Genomic DNA, 17,584 nt, shown 5'->3' with positions numbered 1-17,584 from the left:
TGTGGTGTTTTTTCGGCTTAGCCGTTTATCGGATCAGTCTGGTGAATATTGTCATTTATTCCAGTGAGAATAATCAGTGTCCTTCCAAGCCATTTCACAGTGGTGGCGACCGCCGGCTGCGGTTCGGCGCGCACAGGTGCCCCGGGAATTCAGGCCTGGTAGTGACCCAGGAACATGTCCAGCGCCGACTCGACGACCTGATTTTGCATGCCTGTTGCCAGTGGCGCCTGGCCCATGGTGATCTGCGGCCAGAAGGCGAAGCTCTTGAGCAGGCCGTGCATCTGGGTCGCGGCGAATTCCGGGTCTACCGGCTTGAGGCGACCGTCGGCCAGGGCGCCGCGAATCCACAGGGTCAGGCCTTCTTCCCGTTCGCCAAGCCGCGCCACCATGTTCTGCGCCCGTTCCGGCGAGTGAATGGCTGCGGCGATGGCCACCCGGGCCAGATCGAGAAAGTTGTCGTCCGCCAGCAGTTGCAGCTTGGCCCGCACGACCTTTTCCAACTGCTCGCGCAGGGGCAGGTCGCTGCGGTAGATGATTTCCGATTGCGCGCTGATGCTGGCCCAGAGCTGGTGCAGGATCTCGGCGAACAGTTCCTCCTTGCTGGGGAAGTGGTTGTACACCGTGCGCTTGGACACCCCAGCCGTAGCGGCAATCTTGTCCATGCTGGTGATCTCGAAACCGCTGGTGCGAAATTCACTGATCGCCGCCTGGACGATGGCACTGCGTTTGAGGTCGGTGAGGCGCTTCGGGGCTGTCATAAGTTGGGTTCGGTCAGGGTGGTCGGTAAAAACACTCGGCAGTCTACTTCGTCTGTTTCCTGTTGCAATGTAGAAACTACACTGTGTAGTGTAGTTCATCTTTGAAACGATGATTGGCGGCTGATGCTTGCGTGCCTTGGCCAGTAGATCGTCCCGCAATACCACGTCGCAACCTTGCTGCGTTCCATGGAGTCATTTCAATCATGGCCACTGTCTCGTCAAGCATCACCCGTGCTCCCCGCGAGGAAACCTCGCGCCAGGAGCAGGGGGCTTTTCGCAACCATGCGCCGGTGCGTCGTGCCGGCTTTGGCAAGACCCTGCAGATCTTCTGGAACATGTTGTTCCACAAGCCGCGCAATACCCGCCCGGCCGGAGCCATTCCGGTGCAGCCGCTGACCCGCGAGCAGTTGCTGGCGGCGCCCGATCACAGCGTCTACCGCCTGGGGCATTCCACCGTGCTGCTGAAGATGCGCGGCAAGTTCTGGATCACCGATCCGGTGTTTGCCGAGCGCGCGTCACCCGTGCAATGGGCCGGGCCGAAGCGCTTTCACCTGCCGCCGATCAGCCTGGAGCAATTGCCCGATATCGAGGCGGTGATCCTGTCTCATGATCATTACGATCACCTTGATCACAAGACCGTGCTGGTCCTGGCGGACAAGACTCGGCATTTCCTCACCCCGCTGGGGGTGGGCGATACCTTGATCAAGTGGGGCGTGCCGGCGGCCAAGGTCCGGCAACTGGATTGGTGGCAGGGCTGTGAGGTCGCTGGCGTCCGTTTCGTTGCCACCCCATCGCAGCACTTTTCCGGGCGTGGTCTGTTCGATGGCAACCGGACCTTGTGGGCCTCCTGGGTGATGATCGATGGCCCTACGCGGATCTTCTTCAGCGGCGATACCGGTTATTTCGACGGTTTCAAGCGTATCGGCCAGCAGTACGGCCCATTCGACCTGACACTGATGGAAACCGGGGCCTACAACGTCGAATGGCCCCATGTGCACATGCAGCCCGAGCAGACTCTGCAGGCCCACATCGACCTGCAAGGTCGTTGGCTGCTACCGATCCACAACGGCACCTTCGACCTGGCGATGCACGCCTGGCACGAACCCTTCGACCGCATCCTGGCCCTGGCCTGGGAGCGCAGTACCAACATCACCACGCCGCAAATGGGCGAAGCCTTCAACCTGGCGCAGCCGCAGCGGGGAGCCGCCTGGTGGCTGGAGGTGGAAGGTGCACTGGAGCAGGCGGGCGTCGAATCCGCCTGACCCAGGCCTTCTTCGCCCGGGCGGCGGGTTATGAGGATGGTGACCATGGCATCCGCCGTTTGCGGCGCCATGAGGCCCGGATCAAAACCCCGGCCTGCCCGCCGGTTCGTCCGGGCTCGACCCCTCTGCCAGTACCGGCCTTGTGCGAGCACTTGCCCAGGCGGCTGGATCATTCGATCAGCGCGTAGTCGGGCCGCTCCATCGGGTTGGGAGTGGCTCCCTTGATGTTCATGCCGCGGCCCGGGGTGAAGCCCGGGAAGAACACCAGGCCCTGGGCCTCAAGGCAGAACGCCAGTGCCAGGCGGGTTACGTCACGGACCTCGTAGCCCGCTTCGAAGCGCTGGATGGCTTGCACCGAGACCGCGGACTCGCGGGACAGCTGATCCATGTCCCAGCCCAGCATGTCCCGGGCCTGGGCACAGTGTTGCGGGGTGAATTGATAGAGAGCGATACGTTCCAGGGTGATTTTCATCGCGAGAGAGGCCATGGTTTTCTCCGGGAGGTTAGGCAGTACGTTGGCTTTGTACTGGATATTTGTACAGTTGTTTTGCGTCCGGATCAAACTCAATTTCTGCCACTGCGCCAGCCTTTGGTCACAAGGCTTTTCCAGGGGCTGGATGCTCTTGATTCAGGTAGGTGCGGGGGATTGCCCCAGCACCCGACGGAACATGGTGGAGAACGCGCCAGGGCTGTCATAGCCCAGGTCCAGGGCGATTCGGGTTACCGGCTCCGCGGCCGCCAGCCGGGCCAGGGCCTGGATCACGCAGGCCCGTTGCCGCCACTGCACGAAGCTCATATCGGTCTCCTGGCGAAACCAGCGATTGAAGGTACGCAGGCTGACATGCAGTCGGTCTGCCCAGTGCAGGGGGGATTGATGGACATCGGGCCGGGCGAGAAAGGCCCGGCACAGCTCCAGCAGTGGGCCGCCGGCCGGCAAGGGAATGTGCAGCGGCAGGCCAGGGCAACGCTGGATTTCGTGCAGCAGCAGGTTGATCAGCAGCCCGTCGCGCCCGTCCAGGTCGTATTCCAGCGGCATGTCCACTGCTTCCAGCAGTAGCTGGCGCAGCAGTGGCGAGATGCCGATGACCCGGCAGCCGCTGCTGTCCAGTGGCGCCGCGGCCGGCTCGATATACAGGCTGCGAGTGCTGACCCCAAGCATCAGCACCTCATGTTCCACCCCCGGTGGAATCCACACCGCCCGCTGCGGTGGCACCACCCAGTTGCCCTGATCGGTACTGACCTGCATCACTCCGGTGGCGCCATAGAGCAGTTGCGCCCGCCGATGCCGATGGCGCGGCAGGCGTTGCCCGTCTGGGTAGTCGGTGCCAATGGCGAGCACGGGGCGCGGGGTCTGATCCAGTTGGTCGATGGAGATATTGCGCATGCCGACACAGTCCCGTATTTGGCGTAAACGCAAACATTATTGGCCAATTTGCTGAAGCCGGCCAAGCGCTGGGGTTCTATCTTCCAGGGCGTCTACCTGAATGGAAACGCCTTGATGTTCTATCTACTGTTGGCACTTTTTGGTTGCATGACGGGCATCAGCGCCGTGCTGTTCGGCTTTGGTGGCGGGTTTGTGGTGGTGCCGCTGCTGTACTGGATGTTGCTCGGCAGCCAGGGCGCCGATTCGGCGGTGGGACAGGCGGCGATGCATGTCGCGGTAGCCACTTCGACCTGCGTGATGATCGTCAACGCCCTGGTTGCCACCGGCAGGCACCAGCGCGCAGGCAATCTTGTCCGCCGCTATCTGTGGCCCCTGGGTGGCTATATCGGGCTGGGGGCGATAGTTGGCGCGGCGGGGGCCATGTGGGTGAGTGGCGAGGTGATCCGCTATGCCTTTATTGCCTACCTGGGCCTGACCATTGCCGACTGCCTGCTGCGCCGGGGGTTTCTTGAACAGTCGGTAGGGCAGAAAACCCGTGACCTGGGATCAGGCGAAACGCTCTTTGGCGGTGTAGGAATAGGCGTCATTGCCACCTTCCTCGGAGTGGGCGGCAGTGTCATGACAGTTCCCCTGCTACGTCGCTGCGGCCTGAGCATGACCCAGGCCACCTCCATGGCCAATCCGCTGAGTGTCCCCGTGGCGCTGGCGGGTACTGCGACCTATATGGCGCTGGCAGGCTATAGCCGCTTCGATCTGGGCCCCTGGTTTGTCGGTTATGTCGACCTGCTGGCGTTTTTTGTCCTCACCCTCGGTTCGTTGCTGGGTATTCGTCTGGCCGCGCCCTGGATCGGCAGGATTCCTGACCGGGTACATGCGAGGGTTTACATCGGTCTGTTGTTTCTGGTGCTGCTGAGCATGTGCCTGAAGTGATAGAAGCGTCACGTTTGGCCGCTCGATTGTCCTGGAGTGCCGGTCCATAATTGCTCGTCGCCTACCACAGGCCCAGGCGCTGCTGACGACGCTGGCGGCCTTTTCATGCAAGGGAGTTTCCATGTTCAACGGATTGATGCGCCAGATCCTCGGTGCCCTGTTGCTGTGTATCTACCTTCAGGGCCTGCAGGCCTCGCCCTCTCGACAGGTTCTCAACGGCACTCTGGGCAAGATGCCGATTGTGCTGGAAATCAATACCGGCGATCCCAAGGACGTCACAGGGCGATATTTCTATCAGAAGTATCACCATGATCTGGCACTCAACGGCACGCTTGTCGGGCAGGCGCTGGAGCTGCGGGAGGGAGGAGGCCGCCCTGACGATGAGCAGGCGGCCCTGCCCACCTTCAAGTTGCAGCAAACCGCCGATGGCTGGCAGGGACAGTGGCAGGATTCCAAGGGCAAGACTCTCGATGTGCAGTTGTCCACGGCCAAGGCTGAGGCGCCCAAGCCGGATGCGTTGCCCTATCTGGCGCAGCTTTATCCGAATGATCTGTACGAATACCTGCGCCTGCAGGGCCTGGCCCTCAAGCAGGGCAAGCAGCAGAGCTTCATGGGTTACACCCTGCAATGGTGGAGCGAGCCAGGGTCGAAGCTGTCGATGTTCAAGGTGGTCGGCGGTTACCCGGAAGCTCAGCAACAGCGTCTCAATCAGTTGTTGATGGAGCGTCTGTGGCGCGAGGTGAGCGCCTACCACGAGTGCCTGCTGGGAGCCGGCTCCCAGGAGGGCGAATTCATGCAGACGGTAAAACCACAGTTCTTCTCAGCGGCGGTACTGAGCGTGAATATCTCCACCAGCTATTCCTGCGGCGGTGCTCACCCGGACTTTGGCGACTCCCCCATGAATATCGACGTGAACAGTGGCCACCCGTTGTCACTGTCCGATGTGCTCTGGGTGGGGCAAGGCAAACCGCTATTGCACAGCGACCGCAATGGCAAAGGGGACACTCGTCTCACCGAAGCTGAGCGCACAGGCCTCTACGAATACACCCAGGAAAAACTGGCACCCTGGCTGGTCCAGCAGTTTCGCGCCTTGTACCCCGCCAAGATGCGCGAGCCGACCGACCCCGACGAGGGCTGCAACTACAGCGATGAGAGCGTCTGGGGCGATAACAGTTGGTACTTCACTCCCAAGGGGCTGTTCCTCAAGGCCTACTTTCCTCGGGTAGCGCGGGCCTGTGACGGGCCTGAGTGGGCGGTGCTGCCGTATGCGTTGGTCAGGAAGCACCCCGGGGCCGTCGCTCTGGAGCTGCCCAAGCATTGAAACCGAAGGAGGTTATTTTGCTTCCAGCCCCGGCGCCTCACGGATCACGAAGTGATCCAGGTTCTCGATATTGGCGCTGAAGACCTCGAAGGTCGACTCGGGGTCTTTCTTGCTCGGCACTTGCTTGAGCGCCGGCGTCACGCCATAGAAGAAACAGTACAGCTCCCGCTGGCTGTCGGCGGCGCCCTTGATCTCCTCGAGGAAGGCTTTGCGCTTGCGGTAGCTGTCGATCAGCTTCTTGCTCAGGTAGACATTGACCGAGTAGGGCTTCTTCTTGGTTTCGCCCTCTGCCTTGAACCAGACTTTCTGCTCGAAATCGATGCGAAAGCTTTGGGTGTAGTCCTTGATCTCCTTGATCTTGCCCCAGTAGATAAGCCCCTTGTTGTCCAGCAGGTACTCGATCTTCTTGAAGAATGAGGCGTAGCTGGCCGTGTGTTCGCCGACCTTCAGCGGCATGCGCTTGAGCAGTTCCTTGTCGTCGATGTTCGACACAAAGCACTCCACTGGGTGGGCGAAGACGCTGGTCTTGTCCGGGGTAGTGTCGCGCCCGGCATGGGGCTTGTGCGAACTGGCCGTAGCGGCTGGCGGAGTGTCCTGTGGGGCATCCACTGCCGCTTGGGGGCTAGCCGGCTTGCGCACGTATTCACGGCGGCTTAAGAGCAGCTCCGAAGGGAAATGCTCCTCGCGTTCCTCTTCGGTCGCGGTGCCTTCCACGCTACCGGCGCTTTTGCTGACCCCATAAGGGCATCCTTCTATATGAAGCGTGGCGGGCAGGTTCTTGAAATGCGGCGTGCGGATGTAGTTGACGTTCTTGGCGTTGAAAGTGCCTAGTTGATTAGTGCTATCGAACGCTGCGCGGCATGCATCGTTGGGGCACTGGAAACTTTCCCTGGCCGAATCGAAGACCAGGGTTTCATCGAAATTCAGATCACGCACGTCATAGATCGACAACTTGTCGTCGAGGCTGATGCAGTACGCGGTATCGAATTTCATGGGCGCTTTGATCCTTAAGCGGAAGAGGGTTCTTTATAGCGGCAGGTCATGCAGCCTGCACGTACTTTGATGAGCCAGTCCCTGTGTAGATTGGTGCGGCCAATAAAAAAGCCCTGACCAGGTCAGGGCTTCTTGTTTGTGTCATTGATCCGGGAATCAATCCCAGCTCAAGGCGCCGCCAGTCTGGTACTCGATCACGCGGGTCTCGAAGAAGTTCTTCTCTTTCTTCAAGTCCATGATCTCGCTCATCCATGGGAACGGGTTGGTGGTACCTGGGTACTCTTCCTTCAGGCCGATCTGCGACAGGCGACGGTTGGCGATGAACTTGAGGTAGTCCTCCATCATCGCGGCGTTCATGCCCAGTACACCGCGCGGCATGGTGTCGCGAGCGTATTCGATCTCCAGTTGGGTGCCCTGGAGGATCATCTGGGTCGCCTCTTCCTTCATCTCGGCATCCCACAGGTGCGGGTTTTCGATCTTGATCTGGTTGATCACGTCGATGCCGAAGTTCAGGTGCATGGATTCGTCGCGCAGGATGTACTGGAACTGCTCGGCAACACCGGTCATTTTGTTGCGACGGCCCATGGACAGGATCTGGGTGAAGCCGCAATAGAAGAAGATGCCTTCCAGAACGCAGTAGTAGGCGATCAGGTTGCGCAGCAGTTCCTTGTCGGTGTCGACGGTGCCGGTTTCGAACTTCGGATCGGAGATCGAACGGGTGTACTTCAGGCCCCAGGCGGCTTTCTTCGCGACCGATGGAATCTCGTGGTACATGTTGAAGATCTCGCCTTCATCCATGGCCAGCGATTCGATGCAGTACTGGTAGGCGTGGGTGTGGATCGCCTCTTCGAACGCCTGGCGCAGGATGTACTGGCGGCATTCCGGGTTGGTGATCAGGCGGTACACGGCCAGTACCAGGTTGTTGGCAACCAGGGAGTCGGCGGTGGAGAAGAAGCCCAGGTTGCGCATGACGATGCGACGCTCGTCGTCGGTCAGGCCTTCCGGGTTTTTCCACAGGGCGATGTCGGCGGTCATGTTGACCTCTTGCGGCATCCAGTGGTTGGCGCAGCCGTCGAGGTACTTCTGCCAGGCCCAGTCATACTTGAACGGCACGAGCTGGTTGAGGTCGGCGCGGCAGTTGATCATGCGCTTCTCGTCAACCGCGACACGGGCGGAAGAGCCTTCCAGCTCGGCCAGGCCTTCGGCGATGTCGAGCTGATCCAGAGACGCCTTGGCGCGGGCTACGGCAGCGGAGTCGCTGGCAGTCACGGTACGGGCTTCGAGAGCGGCGGCGCCACCGGCGCTGTCGAGGCGGTCCATGTTGGCTTCAGTAGCGTGGCCGGCGTTGGCGCCTTTGACCGCAACTTCACCTTCTTCTTTATCGAATTCGTCCCAGCTCAGCATGACGTGTCGTCTCCTGCTCGAGGGCCAGATGCCCGTGTGAAAACAAAAGGGGTGGTTTTTCACACGGCACGCTGGCCGCGTTAAATCATTGGAAATCGTTTGTTGCAGCAGTGAACGCAGGCAATAAACAGAAATACGTGTCCGGGTGCCTGGAGGCCGCTGTCGGGCGGAGCTTGGCGTGCCAGCTCCTGCGCAGGATTCAGCAGGTCGTTTTCATCCGGTAAGGGAATGTTGCAGGCCCGTTTTGAGGACGCATTATAAGGATATTTTCGGGGGCGTGGGGCGACCGATGGGCGCAGGCGAGCCCGAGAAGGGGGGGACTTGGAGCAGAGCGCGGGTTTACAAGGCTTTGGCGGTTGAAGATTTTTTTTCACGCTTGAAAAAAACAGCCGGAAATGGCCAAAAAATAGCCAATTTTACTAGATGTTGTGTTTTTGCAAGCCTTTTTGAGGTTTTGAACACAACTCGAATCGCTCGGTCTTGCCTTTGGGAAATCTCCTGGAGCAGGTCTTCAGGGGGGGCCGGATTTCCTCCGTCGAAGCCGTCGCTGGAGTTGCTCGCAAGGTCGTGGGCGGTGCCATGAGGAGGCCATCAACCTCAGGAGGAAAGGTGCGTGCGATTGCCGGGCTCGCACGTCGTCAGGCTGAGGCCTTTTGCTGCCCATGGGTGGGTAGTCACCAGGCATCTGTGCCGCAAGAGGGATTTCTTGCGGCCGGCAGTCATCAAGGTATGTGCAATGAACTTTGCTATTAGCCGTTAGAGCAACCGTTGCCCATTACGCGATATTGAAGAATATGCCGCTGGCCGTGGGAGTCTTCATATTCCATGCGCGCTGGTACAACTTCGCATACTTCTGGAACTTCGCTCATGGAGATAACTTTGGCGATATCCAGATCAGTCGAGTAAGTGTATTCCTCTACCGGTACTTGCTGGTTGGCGACATCAGTCGGGATCTCATCAGCCATCGCGGTTACGCACAGACTGCTGAGGGCCAGAACTAATAAAGCTTTCATTTGCGTTTTACCTTTCTAAGGTCGTGTGAGGTCACGCAGCCTTTATGGGGCTGCGTGTGGAACTTGAGTAGAAGTTTGATTAACTGCCTTCGTGGGGGCTGCAACTTGGTTAATCAGATTGCCTGTTGGGCGAGGCAGATTTTAGGCGCGGGGGCCGCAGTCATATAGGCGTACTTTTGATAAACACCTTTGACAGTTTTTGTAACAATCGCCGAAAAAGGGCTGTTTGGCAGCTGGCTGGAACTTTTTTGGGTAGGGTGGATATCGCTGTAAGGCGCATTCTTGAAGGGGTTTGGCAAATGAAGGGGTATTTCGCAGGGGGTTGTTACTACCATCGTCGAATGGTTCTATAGACGCCCCCCGGCTACAACGGGGTCATACAAAAACAACTATGTCACCGAGGTAAGAAAGATGAGTGCGGCTTCTCTGTATCCCGTTCGTCCCGAGGTTTTGGCCAATACGCTGACTGACGAGGCGACCTACAAGGCCATGTACCAGCAGTCGGTCGTGAACCCGGACGGTTTCTGGCGCGAACAGGCCAAGCGTCTCGACTGGATCAAGCCTTTTACCACGGTGAAGCAGACCTCCTTCGACGATCACCATGTCGATATCAAGTGGTTCGCCGACGGCACCCTGAACGTCTCCTACAACTGCCTGGATCGCCATCTCGCCGAGCGCGGTGATCAGATCGCGATCATCTGGGAAGGCGACGATCCTTCCGAAAGCCGCAACATCACCTACCGCGAACTGCATGAGGAAGTCTGCAAGTTCGCCAACGCCCTGCGTGGCCAGGACGTGCACCGCGGCGACGTGGTGACTATCTATATGCCGATGATTCCCGAGGCGGTGGTGGCCATGCTGGCCTGTACCCGCATTGGCGCGATCCACTCGGTGGTGTTCGGCGGCTTCTCCCCTGAAGCCTTGGCCGGGCGCATCATCGACTGCCGCTCCAAGGTGGTGATCACTGCCGACGAGGGTATTCGTGCCGGCAAGAAAGTGCCGCTCAAGGCCAATGTCGACGATGCCCTGACCAACCCGGAAACCAGCAGCATTCAGAAGGTCATCGTGTGCAAGCGCACCGGTGGCAACATCAAGTGGAACCAGCACCGCGACATCTGGTACGAAGACTTGATGAAAGTCGCCGGCAGCGTCTGCGCGCCGAAAGAGATGGGCGCCGAAGAAGCGCTGTTCATCCTCTATACCTCCGGTTCCACCGGCAAGCCCAAGGGCGTGCAGCACACCACCGGCGGCTACCTGCTGTATGCGTCGCTGACCCATGAGCGGGTGTTCGACTACCGCCCGGGCGAAGTCTACTGGTGCACCGCCGACGTCGGCTGGGTCACCGGCCACACCTATATTGTCTACGGCCCGCTGGCCAACGGCGCCACCACCGTGCTGTTCGAGGGTGTGCCGAACTACCCGGATGTCACTCGGGTGGCGAAGATCGTCGACAAGCACAAGGTCAACATCCTCTACACCGCACCGACCGCAATCCGCGCCATGATGGCTTCGGGCACCGCTGCCTGCGAAGGCGCCGATGGCAGCAGCCTGCGCCTGCTGGGTTCGGTGGGCGAGCCGATCAACCCGGAAGCCTGGGACTGGTACTACAAGAACGTCGGTCAGTCCCGCTGCCCGATCGTCGACACCTGGTGGCAGACCGAAACCGGCGCCACCCTCATGAGCCCGCTGCCGGGGGCATGCCTTGAAGCCGGGTTCCGCAGCGCGTCCGTTCTTCGGCGTGGTGCCGGCCCTGGTGGATAACCTGGGCAACATCATCGAGGGCGCGGCCGAGGGCAACCTGGTGATTCTCGACTCGTGGCCAGGCCAGGCACGGACCCTGTACCGCGACCACGATCGTTTCGTCGATACCTACTTCAAGACGTTCCGTGGCATGTACTTCACCGGTGACGGCGCCCGTCGCGACGAGGATGGCTACTACTGGATCACCGGTCGGGTGGACGATGTGCTCAACGTCTCCGGGCACCGCATGGGTACCGCCGAAATCGAAAGTGCCATGGTTGCGCACCCGAAGGTCGCCGAAGCGGCGGTGGTGGGTGTGCCTCACGACATCAAGGGACAGGGCATCTACGTCTATGTGACCCTCAATGGTGGCGAAGAGCCGAACGAAGCCCTGCGCCTGGAATTGAAGAACTGGGTGCGCAAGGAAATCGGGCCGATCGCCTCGCCGGACGTCATCCAATGGGCGCCGGGCCTGCCGAAAACTCGTTCCGGGAAGATCATGCGGCGGATTCTGCGCAAGATCGCCACGGCGGAGTACGACGGTCTGGGCGATATCTCGACCCTGGCTGACCCGAGTGTGGTGCAGCACCTGATCGATACCCACAAGACCATGAACGTCGCCTGAGGCGGTTTTCGAGTCACCCAGCCCCGCCCGGCCCTGTGCCGGGCGGGGCTTTTTTGTGCGGTGGCGATGGGCCGCAAAGCCCTCTGCGTGGCTGTTGCAGGTGCCGGCTTGCCCGCGAAGAAGGGGCGAATAAATATCGGATTTATCCGTTCGGTGTATCCGAATGTTACCGGTACGGCCGAAGATGTAACCTTGCGCCTACTTTCGGGGCAATGGGAAACGCCGGGCCCCATTTCAGGGCCTTTTATATCCTTATAAAAAATAAGTCATCACGCTGCGCTTGCCGGAATAGAAGGCTTTGCCAATAATAGGCCCGCAATTTGCAGCATAGATCGGTTCCCCGTCTTTCGCTCTTGCATAGAATTGAAGAGCTGTCAATGCGCTGGCCAGGCATTCTCGATGCTTCTGTAATTTGTTGTCGCATTGAGGAAATATCGGCTTCCAGCCTGTCGTTAGAATGCCGGTCACTCGCTCGTCGTTGCCTGTGTGTGAGCCCCCTGCGGGCTGCCCGGGCCGCAGCGCCGCTATTTGCTATTTCACCCATTCGCATATTGGGCTGTCGCTCACTCTGCCGTTTTCGCCCTTTACCGATGGAGTTCTAAGATGAAGAAACTCGTGCTTCTTGGCGCCCTGGCACTGTCCGTGCTGTCCCTGCCGACTTTCGCCGATGAAAAGCCGCTGAAAATTGGTATCGAAGCGGCTTACCCTCCGTTTGCCTCCAAGGCGCCGGACGGCAGCATCGTCGGTTTCGACTACGACATCGGCAACGCCCTGTGCGAAGAGATGAAGGTCAAGTGTGTCTGGGTCGAGCAAGAGTTCGACGGCCTGATCCCGGCACTGAAGGTTCGCAAGATCGACGCCATCCTCTCGTCCATGTCGATCACTGACGATCGCAAGAAATCCGTGGACTTCACCAACAAGTACTACAACACCCCGGCGCGTCTGGTGATGAAGGCCGGTACCCAGATCAGCGACGGCCTGGCCGAGCTCAAGGGCAAGAACATCGGCGTGCAGCGCGGTTCGATCCACGAGCGTTTCGCCCGTGAAGTGCTGGCTCCCCTGGGTGCGCAGATCAAGCCTTACGGCTCGCAGAACGAAATCTACCTGGATGTGGCCGCCGGGCGCCTCGACGGTACCGTGGCGGACGCTACCCTGTTGAATGACGGCTTCCTGAAGACCGACGCTGGCAAGGGCTTCGCCTTCGTCGGTCCGGCCTTCACCGACGTCAAATACTTCGGCGACGGCGTAGGGATCGCCGTGCGCAAGGGCGACAAGGCCGATCTGGACAAGATCAACGCCGCCATCGCTGCCATTCGTGAGAACGGCAAGTACAAGCAAATCCAGGACAAGTACTTCGACTTCGACATCTACGGCAAGTAAGACCGTCGAATCAGTCAGTCCGAGATGGCGCAAGCAGCAGAGTCTCTGAAGTTTGCGCCATTTTTTCATCCCAATTTTCGAGGACCTGAATCATGTTGAAAGGCTACGGGGCTGTCATCCTCGATGGCGCTTGGCTGACGCTTCAGCTCGCCTTGTCGTCCATGGCCCTGGCCATTGTTCTGGGTCTGATCGGGGTTGCGCTGCGCCTCTCGCCGGTGCGCTGGCTGGCCTGGCTGGGCGACCTGTACTCCACGGTAATCCGCGGTATTCCCGACCTGGTGCTGATCCTGCTGATCTTCTACGGCGGCCAGGATCTGCTCAACCGGGTGGCGCCGCTGCTGGGTTATGACGATTACATCGACCTCAATCCGCTGGCGGCCGGTATCGGCACCCTGGGCTTCATCTTCGGTGCCTACCTCTCCGAAACCTTCCGTGGCGCCTTCATGGCGATCCCCAAGGGGCAGGCGGAAGCCGGCATGGCCTACGGCATGAGCAGCTTCCAGGTGTTCTTCCGGGTGATGGTGCCGCAGATGATTCGCCTGGCGATTCCCGGCTTCACCAACAACTGGCTGGTACTGACCAAGGCGACCGCGCTGATTTCCGTGGTGGGCCTGCAAGACATGATGTTCAAGGCCAAGCAGGCGGCGGATGCCACTCGCGAGCCATTCACCTTCTTCCTTGCAGTGGCGGCGATGTACCTGGTGATCACCAGCGTCTCGTTGCTGGCACTGCGTTACCTTGAGAAGCGCTACTCGGTAGGCGTAAGGGCGGCTGATCTATGATCTTCGACTACAACGTCATCTATGAGGCCCTGCCGCTGTACTTCGGCGGCCTGCTGACCACCCTGAAACTGCTGGCGCTGTCGCTGTTCTTCGGTTTGCTGGTGGCGCTGCCCCTGGGGCTGATGCGGGTGTCCAAGCAGCCGCTGGTGAACATGTCAGCCTGGCTCTACACCTATGTGATCCGCGGCACGCCAATGCTGGTGCAGCTGTTCCTGATCTACTACGGCCTGGCTCAGTTCGAAGCGGTGCGCGAGAGTTTCCTCTGGCCCTGGCTGTCCAGCGCGACCTTCTGCGCCTGCCTCGCCTTTGCCATCAACACCAGCGCCTACACCGCGGAAATCATCGCCGGCAGCCTCAAGGCCACGCCCAATGGCGAGATCGAGGCGGCCAAGGCCATGGGCATGTCGCGCTACAAGATGTATCGCCGCATTCTCTTGCCATCGGCTCTGCGCCGCGCACTGCCGCAGTACAGCAACGAAGTGATCATGATGCTGCAGACCACCAGTCTGGCGTCCATCGTGACCCTGATCGACATCACCGGCGCGGCGCGGACGGTCAACGCGCAGTACTACCTGCCGTTCGAGGCCTACATCACCGCCGGCGTGTTCTACCTGTGCCTGACCTTTATCCTGGTGCGCCTGTTCAAGCTGGCCGAAGGCCGCTGGCTGCGCTACCTGGCGCCGCGGAAGCACTGATATGGAACGCATCGATCATCCATTGCCCTGGAATCACCTGGGTAGCGAGCGGCATATCTCGGTGTTCCGTTTCGGCAGCGGCGAGCGCAAGGCCTATATCCAGGCCAGCCTGCATGCTGACGAGTTGCCGGGCATGCGTACTGCCTGGGAGCTGAAGAAGCGCCTCGGCGAACTGGAAGCCCAGGGGGCTCTCAACGGCGTCATCGAGCTGGTGCCGGTGGCCAACCCGCTGGGCCTGGGCCAGTTGCTGCAAGGCAATCACCAGGGGCGTTTCGAGGCCGGCAGCGGCAAGAACTTCAACCGTGATTTCGTCGAGTTGAGCGAGCCGGTCGGCCAGCGCCTGCAAGGGCGCCTGGGGGATGATCCGCACGCCAATGTGCGCCTGATTCGCCAGGCCATGGCCGAGGTGCTGGCGGAGCTACCGCCGGCGTCCAGCCAGTTGCAGGGCATGCAGCGGGTGCTCCTGAGCCATGCCTGCAGCGCTGATGTGGTGCTGGACCTGCATTGCGATGCCGAGGCGGCGCTGCACATGTATGCATTGCCGCAGCATTGGCCGCAGTGGCGCTCCCTGGCCGCGCACCTGGATGTGAAGGTCGGCCTGCTGGCGGAAGATTCCGGTGGCAGTTCGTTCGACGAAGCCTGCTCGTTGCCCTGGTTGCGCCTGTCGCGGCAGTTCCCTGAAGCGCAGATCCCCTTGGCTTGCCTGGCAACCACCCTTGAGCTGGGCGGCCAGGCCGACACCGGGCGGCCTCAGGCCCAAGCGCACGCCGAAGGCATCCTGGCGTTTCTTGCCGAGCAGGGGTTGATTGCCGGTGACTGGCCGGCCCCGGGCGCGAAGCCTGCGAGGCCATGCCTTTCGAAGGCACCCAACTGCTGTATGCGCCGCACCCCGGCGTGGTGAGCTTTCTGCGTCCGGCCGGTAGCTGGGTGGAGGCGGGCGAGCCGGTTTTTGAAGTGATTGATCCCCTATCCGATCGGGTCAGCACGGTGTGTGCTGGCACCAGCGGCGTGCTGTTCGCCGTTGAGCGGCTGCGTTATGCCCAACCCGGTTTCTGGCTGGCCAAGGTGGCGGGGCGCGAAGCGCTGCGTCACGGGCGCTTGCTCAACGACTGACTGTTTTTGTGAGAACCGACCGCATGTACAAACTTGAAGTCCAAGACCTGCATAAGCGCTATGGCAGTCACGAAGTGCTCAAGGGCGTGTCCTTGAAGGCCGCAGCTGGCGATGTAATCAGCATCATCGGCTCCAGTGGCTCGGGCAAGAGTACATTCCTGCGCTGCATCAACCTGCTGGAGCAGCCCCATGCGGGCAAGATCCTGCTGAACAACGAAGAGCTGAAGCTGGTAGCCAACAAGGACGGCGCCTTGAAGGCCGCCGATCCCAAGCAGCTGCAGCGCATGCGCTCGCGCCTGTCGATGGTGTTCCAGCATTTCAACCTGTGGTCGCACATGACCGCGATTGAAAACATTATGGAAGCGCCGGTGCATGTGCTGGGTGTGTCCAAGGCCGAGGCTCGCGAGAAGGCCGAGCACTACCTGGCCAAGGTCGGTGTGGCGCATCGCAAGGATGCCTACCCGGGGCACATGTCCGGTGGCGAGCAGCAACGTGTGGCGATTGCCCGGGCCCTGGCGATGGAGCCGGAAGTCATGCTGTTCGACGAGCCGACCTCGGCCCTGGACCCGGAACTGGTGGGCGACGTCCTGAAGGTCATGCAGGCCCTGGCCCAGGAAGGCCGGACCATGGTAGTGGTGACCCACGAAATGGGCTTTGCCCGTGAGGTGTCCAACCAGCTGGTGTTCCTGCACAAGGGGGTGGTGGAAGAGAGCGGCAACCCGCGTGAAGTGCTGGTGAACCCGCAATCAGAACGTTTGCAACAATTCCTCTCGGGCAGCCTCAAGTAATAGCTGCCGTTGTGCACCAAATTAGGTCATGCTGCGCACCGCGCGCCAGATGGTCTAACTTGGTGCTGCCGCCCTTGGCTTCTCACCTTGTTTTCGTTTCGGATTGCCCGCCATGACTGCCCATCGAATTGGTTTCCTGATTTGGCCCAGCACTAAAGCCTTGACGCTGGCGCTGGCTGAGGAGGCCTTGCGTGTTGCCCAGCGGGTGCACCCGGAAGTGGTCTATGAGCTGGCTTTCCTGCAGGCCGAAGCCCCGGCCGAAGGCGCCTGGCAACTGCCGGGCGAGCCTTGGGCGGGCAAGCTGGAAGGTTGTCAGAAGCTGTTCCTGCTGGCGGACGAGCCGCCGGCGCCGATGAGTTCCGGCTTGAGCAGTGCCCTCAAGCAGCTGGTGCGTGCCGGCTGTGTGATTGGTGGGTTGTCAGCCGGGGTTTACCCCTTGGCACAACTGGGGTTGCTCGATGGTTATCGGGCAGCGGTGCACTGGCGCTGGCAGGATGATTTCGCCGAGCGTTTTCCCAAGGTCATCGCCACCAGCCATCTGTTCGACTGGGACCGTGATCGCCTGACCGCGTGCGGTGGCATGTCGGTGCTGGACCTGCTGCTGGCGGTGCTGGCCCGGGATCATGGCGCCGAGCTGGCCGGTGCGGTGTCCGAGGAACTGGTGGTGGAGCGCATTCGTGAAGGTGGCGAGCGCCAGCGTATCCCGCTGCAAAATCGCCTGGGCTCCAGCCATCCGAAGCTGACCCAGGCAGTGCTGCTGATGGAGGCCAATATCGAGGAGCCGCTGACCACCGACGAGATTGCCCAGCACGTCTGTGTTTCTCGTCGTCAGTTGGAGCGGATCTTCAAGCAGTACCTGAACCGCGTGCCCAGCCAGTATTATCTGGAGCTGCGCCTGAACAAGGCCCGGCAGATGCTGATGCAGACCAGCAAGTCGATCATCCAGATCGGCCTGTCCTGTGGTTTCTCTTCCGGCCCGCACTTCTCCAGTGCTTATCGCAACTTCTTTGGCGCCACCCCGCGCGAAGATCGCAATCAGCGGCGCAGCAGCAGCCCGTTCGAGCTCTCCTCCGTGCCTTCCGAGCGCGGCTGACCCCGTATTGTAGGAGCCGGCTTGCCGGCGAATCCCACAGGCAACCCGCTCGCCCGCAAAATCCTGTTCGACGCCCTCTTGTCGTAACGTCGATAACCTTTTCGAGATTTGGGGCCGCCCGCCACGTAACTACCTGGGTAATTACCTTGGGCAAATTGCCCGGCAAATCTGCCGCTGAGGCTGTGCGCAGTTTAAACTGCGCCTTTGCGACGCTATTTGTCGCATTGCCATAAACCCGCTTAAAACCTGGGTTGGCGCTATAAGAAGTTGTCGCTTGGCGACAAGGCCGGGCACAAAACTGTC

The 17,584-nt window shown here is 60.4% G+C and carries 14 protein-coding genes and 2 pseudogenes; 10 read left to right on the top strand and 6 right to left on the bottom strand.

Annotated elements, in window-relative coordinates; genetic code table 11:
* Positions 1 to 149 precede the first annotated feature (149 nt).
* Positions 150 to 758, bottom strand: coding sequence for a TetR/AcrR family transcriptional regulator (locus KI242_RS23650; RefSeq protein ID WP_011062787.1), 609 nt, complete (start codon positions 756 to 758; stop codon positions 150 to 152).
* Positions 759 to 961: 203 nt separating this feature from the next.
* Between KI242_RS23650 and KI242_RS23645 the strand changes: the two genes are divergently transcribed.
* Positions 962 to 2,020 carry an MBL fold metallo-hydrolase gene (locus tag KI242_RS23645; protein ID WP_194237087.1) on the top strand — a complete coding sequence of 353 codons (1,059 nt, stop codon included), beginning with the start codon at positions 962 to 964 and terminating at the stop codon, positions 2,018 to 2,020.
* Between the two features lie 169 nt (positions 2,021 to 2,189).
* Here KI242_RS23645 and KI242_RS23640 read toward each other — a convergent pair whose 3' ends face one another.
* Positions 2,190 to 2,507 (bottom strand): XRE family transcriptional regulator, encoded by a 318-nt coding sequence (locus KI242_RS23640; RefSeq protein ID WP_026020019.1) that lies wholly within the window; start codon positions 2,505 to 2,507, stop codon positions 2,190 to 2,192.
* 141 nt (positions 2,508 to 2,648) lie between these two features.
* A complete protein-coding gene (locus tag KI242_RS23635; RefSeq protein WP_212805602.1) occupies positions 2,649 to 3,404 on the bottom strand; it encodes a helix-turn-helix transcriptional regulator in 756 nt (251 codons plus the stop codon).
* Between the two features lie 114 nt (positions 3,405 to 3,518).
* Here KI242_RS23635 and KI242_RS23630 point away from each other — a divergent pair, with 114 nt between their 5' ends.
* Together KI242_RS23630 and KI242_RS23625 are read left to right on the top strand one after the other, a co-directional pair.
* Positions 3,519 to 4,334 (top strand): sulfite exporter TauE/SafE family protein, encoded by an 816-nt coding sequence (locus KI242_RS23630; protein WP_011062783.1) that lies wholly within the window; start codon positions 3,519 to 3,521, stop codon positions 4,332 to 4,334.
* A gap of 121 nt (positions 4,335 to 4,455) precedes the next feature.
* Positions 4,456 to 5,655 carry a hypothetical protein gene (locus KI242_RS23625; RefSeq protein WP_053159815.1) on the top strand — a complete coding sequence of 400 codons (1,200 nt, stop codon included), beginning with the start codon at positions 4,456 to 4,458 and terminating at the stop codon, positions 5,653 to 5,655.
* Between the two features lie 12 nt (positions 5,656 to 5,667).
* On the opposite strand, the gene KI242_RS23620 is transcribed toward KI242_RS23625, so the two are convergent.
* The 3 genes from KI242_RS23620 to KI242_RS23610 form a co-directional block, all read right to left on the bottom strand.
* Positions 5,668 to 6,648 (bottom strand): hypothetical protein, encoded by a 981-nt coding sequence (locus tag KI242_RS23620; RefSeq protein WP_212805601.1) that lies wholly within the window; start codon positions 6,646 to 6,648, stop codon positions 5,668 to 5,670.
* A 156-nt stretch (positions 6,649 to 6,804) separates the two neighbouring features.
* Positions 6,805 to 8,052, bottom strand: a complete 1,248-nt coding sequence (locus tag KI242_RS23615; protein WP_015636683.1) for a ribonucleotide-diphosphate reductase subunit beta — start codon at positions 8,050 to 8,052, stop codon at positions 6,805 to 6,807.
* 749 nt (positions 8,053 to 8,801) lie between these two features.
* Entirely contained in the window at positions 8,802 to 9,065 is a 264-nt protein-coding gene (locus tag KI242_RS23610; protein ID WP_011062779.1) for a DUF2790 domain-containing protein, read from the bottom strand.
* Positions 9,066 to 9,476: 411 nt separating this feature from the next.
* Between KI242_RS23610 and acs the strand changes: the two are divergent.
* The 7 genes and pseudogenes from acs to argR all read left to right on the top strand — a co-directional run bounded on the left by acs (position 9,477) and on the right by argR (position 17,281).
* Positions 9,477 to 11,430 (top strand): annotated as a pseudogene (acs, locus tag KI242_RS23605) (acetate--CoA ligase).
* A gap of 603 nt (positions 11,431 to 12,033) precedes the next feature.
* Positions 12,034 to 12,810 (top strand): ABC transporter substrate-binding protein, encoded by a 777-nt coding sequence (locus tag KI242_RS23600; RefSeq protein ID WP_011062777.1) that lies wholly within the window; start codon positions 12,034 to 12,036, stop codon positions 12,808 to 12,810.
* Between the two features lie 92 nt (positions 12,811 to 12,902).
* Entirely contained in the window at positions 12,903 to 13,592 is a 690-nt protein-coding gene (locus KI242_RS23595) for an ABC transporter permease (RefSeq protein WP_011062776.1), read from the top strand.
* Positions 13,589 to 14,287 (top strand): ABC transporter permease, encoded by a 699-nt coding sequence (locus KI242_RS23590; RefSeq protein ID WP_015636682.1) that lies wholly within the window; start codon positions 13,589 to 13,591, stop codon positions 14,285 to 14,287. The genes KI242_RS23595 and KI242_RS23590 overlap by 4 nt, the downstream gene beginning before the upstream one ends.
* Before the next feature lies 1 nt (position 14,288).
* Positions 14,289 to 15,400 (top strand): annotated as a pseudogene (locus KI242_RS23585) (succinylglutamate desuccinylase/aspartoacylase family protein).
* Positions 15,401 to 15,423: 23 nt separating this feature from the next.
* A complete protein-coding gene (locus tag KI242_RS23580) occupies positions 15,424 to 16,188 on the top strand; it encodes an ATP-binding cassette domain-containing protein (RefSeq protein ID WP_011062773.1) in 765 nt (254 codons plus the stop codon).
* Between the two features lie 112 nt (positions 16,189 to 16,300).
* Positions 16,301 to 17,281, top strand: a complete 981-nt coding sequence (gene argR, locus KI242_RS23575; protein WP_011062772.1) for a transcriptional regulator ArgR — start codon at positions 16,301 to 16,303, stop codon at positions 17,279 to 17,281.
* The last annotated feature ends 303 nt before the right edge of the window (positions 17,282 to 17,584 follow it).

This window comes from Pseudomonas sp. Eqa60 (assembly GCF_018326405.1).
Lineage (GTDB): Bacteria > Pseudomonadota > Gammaproteobacteria > Pseudomonadales > Pseudomonadaceae > Aquipseudomonas > Aquipseudomonas protegens.
The sequence above is the reverse complement of the archived record's forward strand: the minus strand, read 5'-3'. Positions and strand labels throughout refer to the sequence as shown.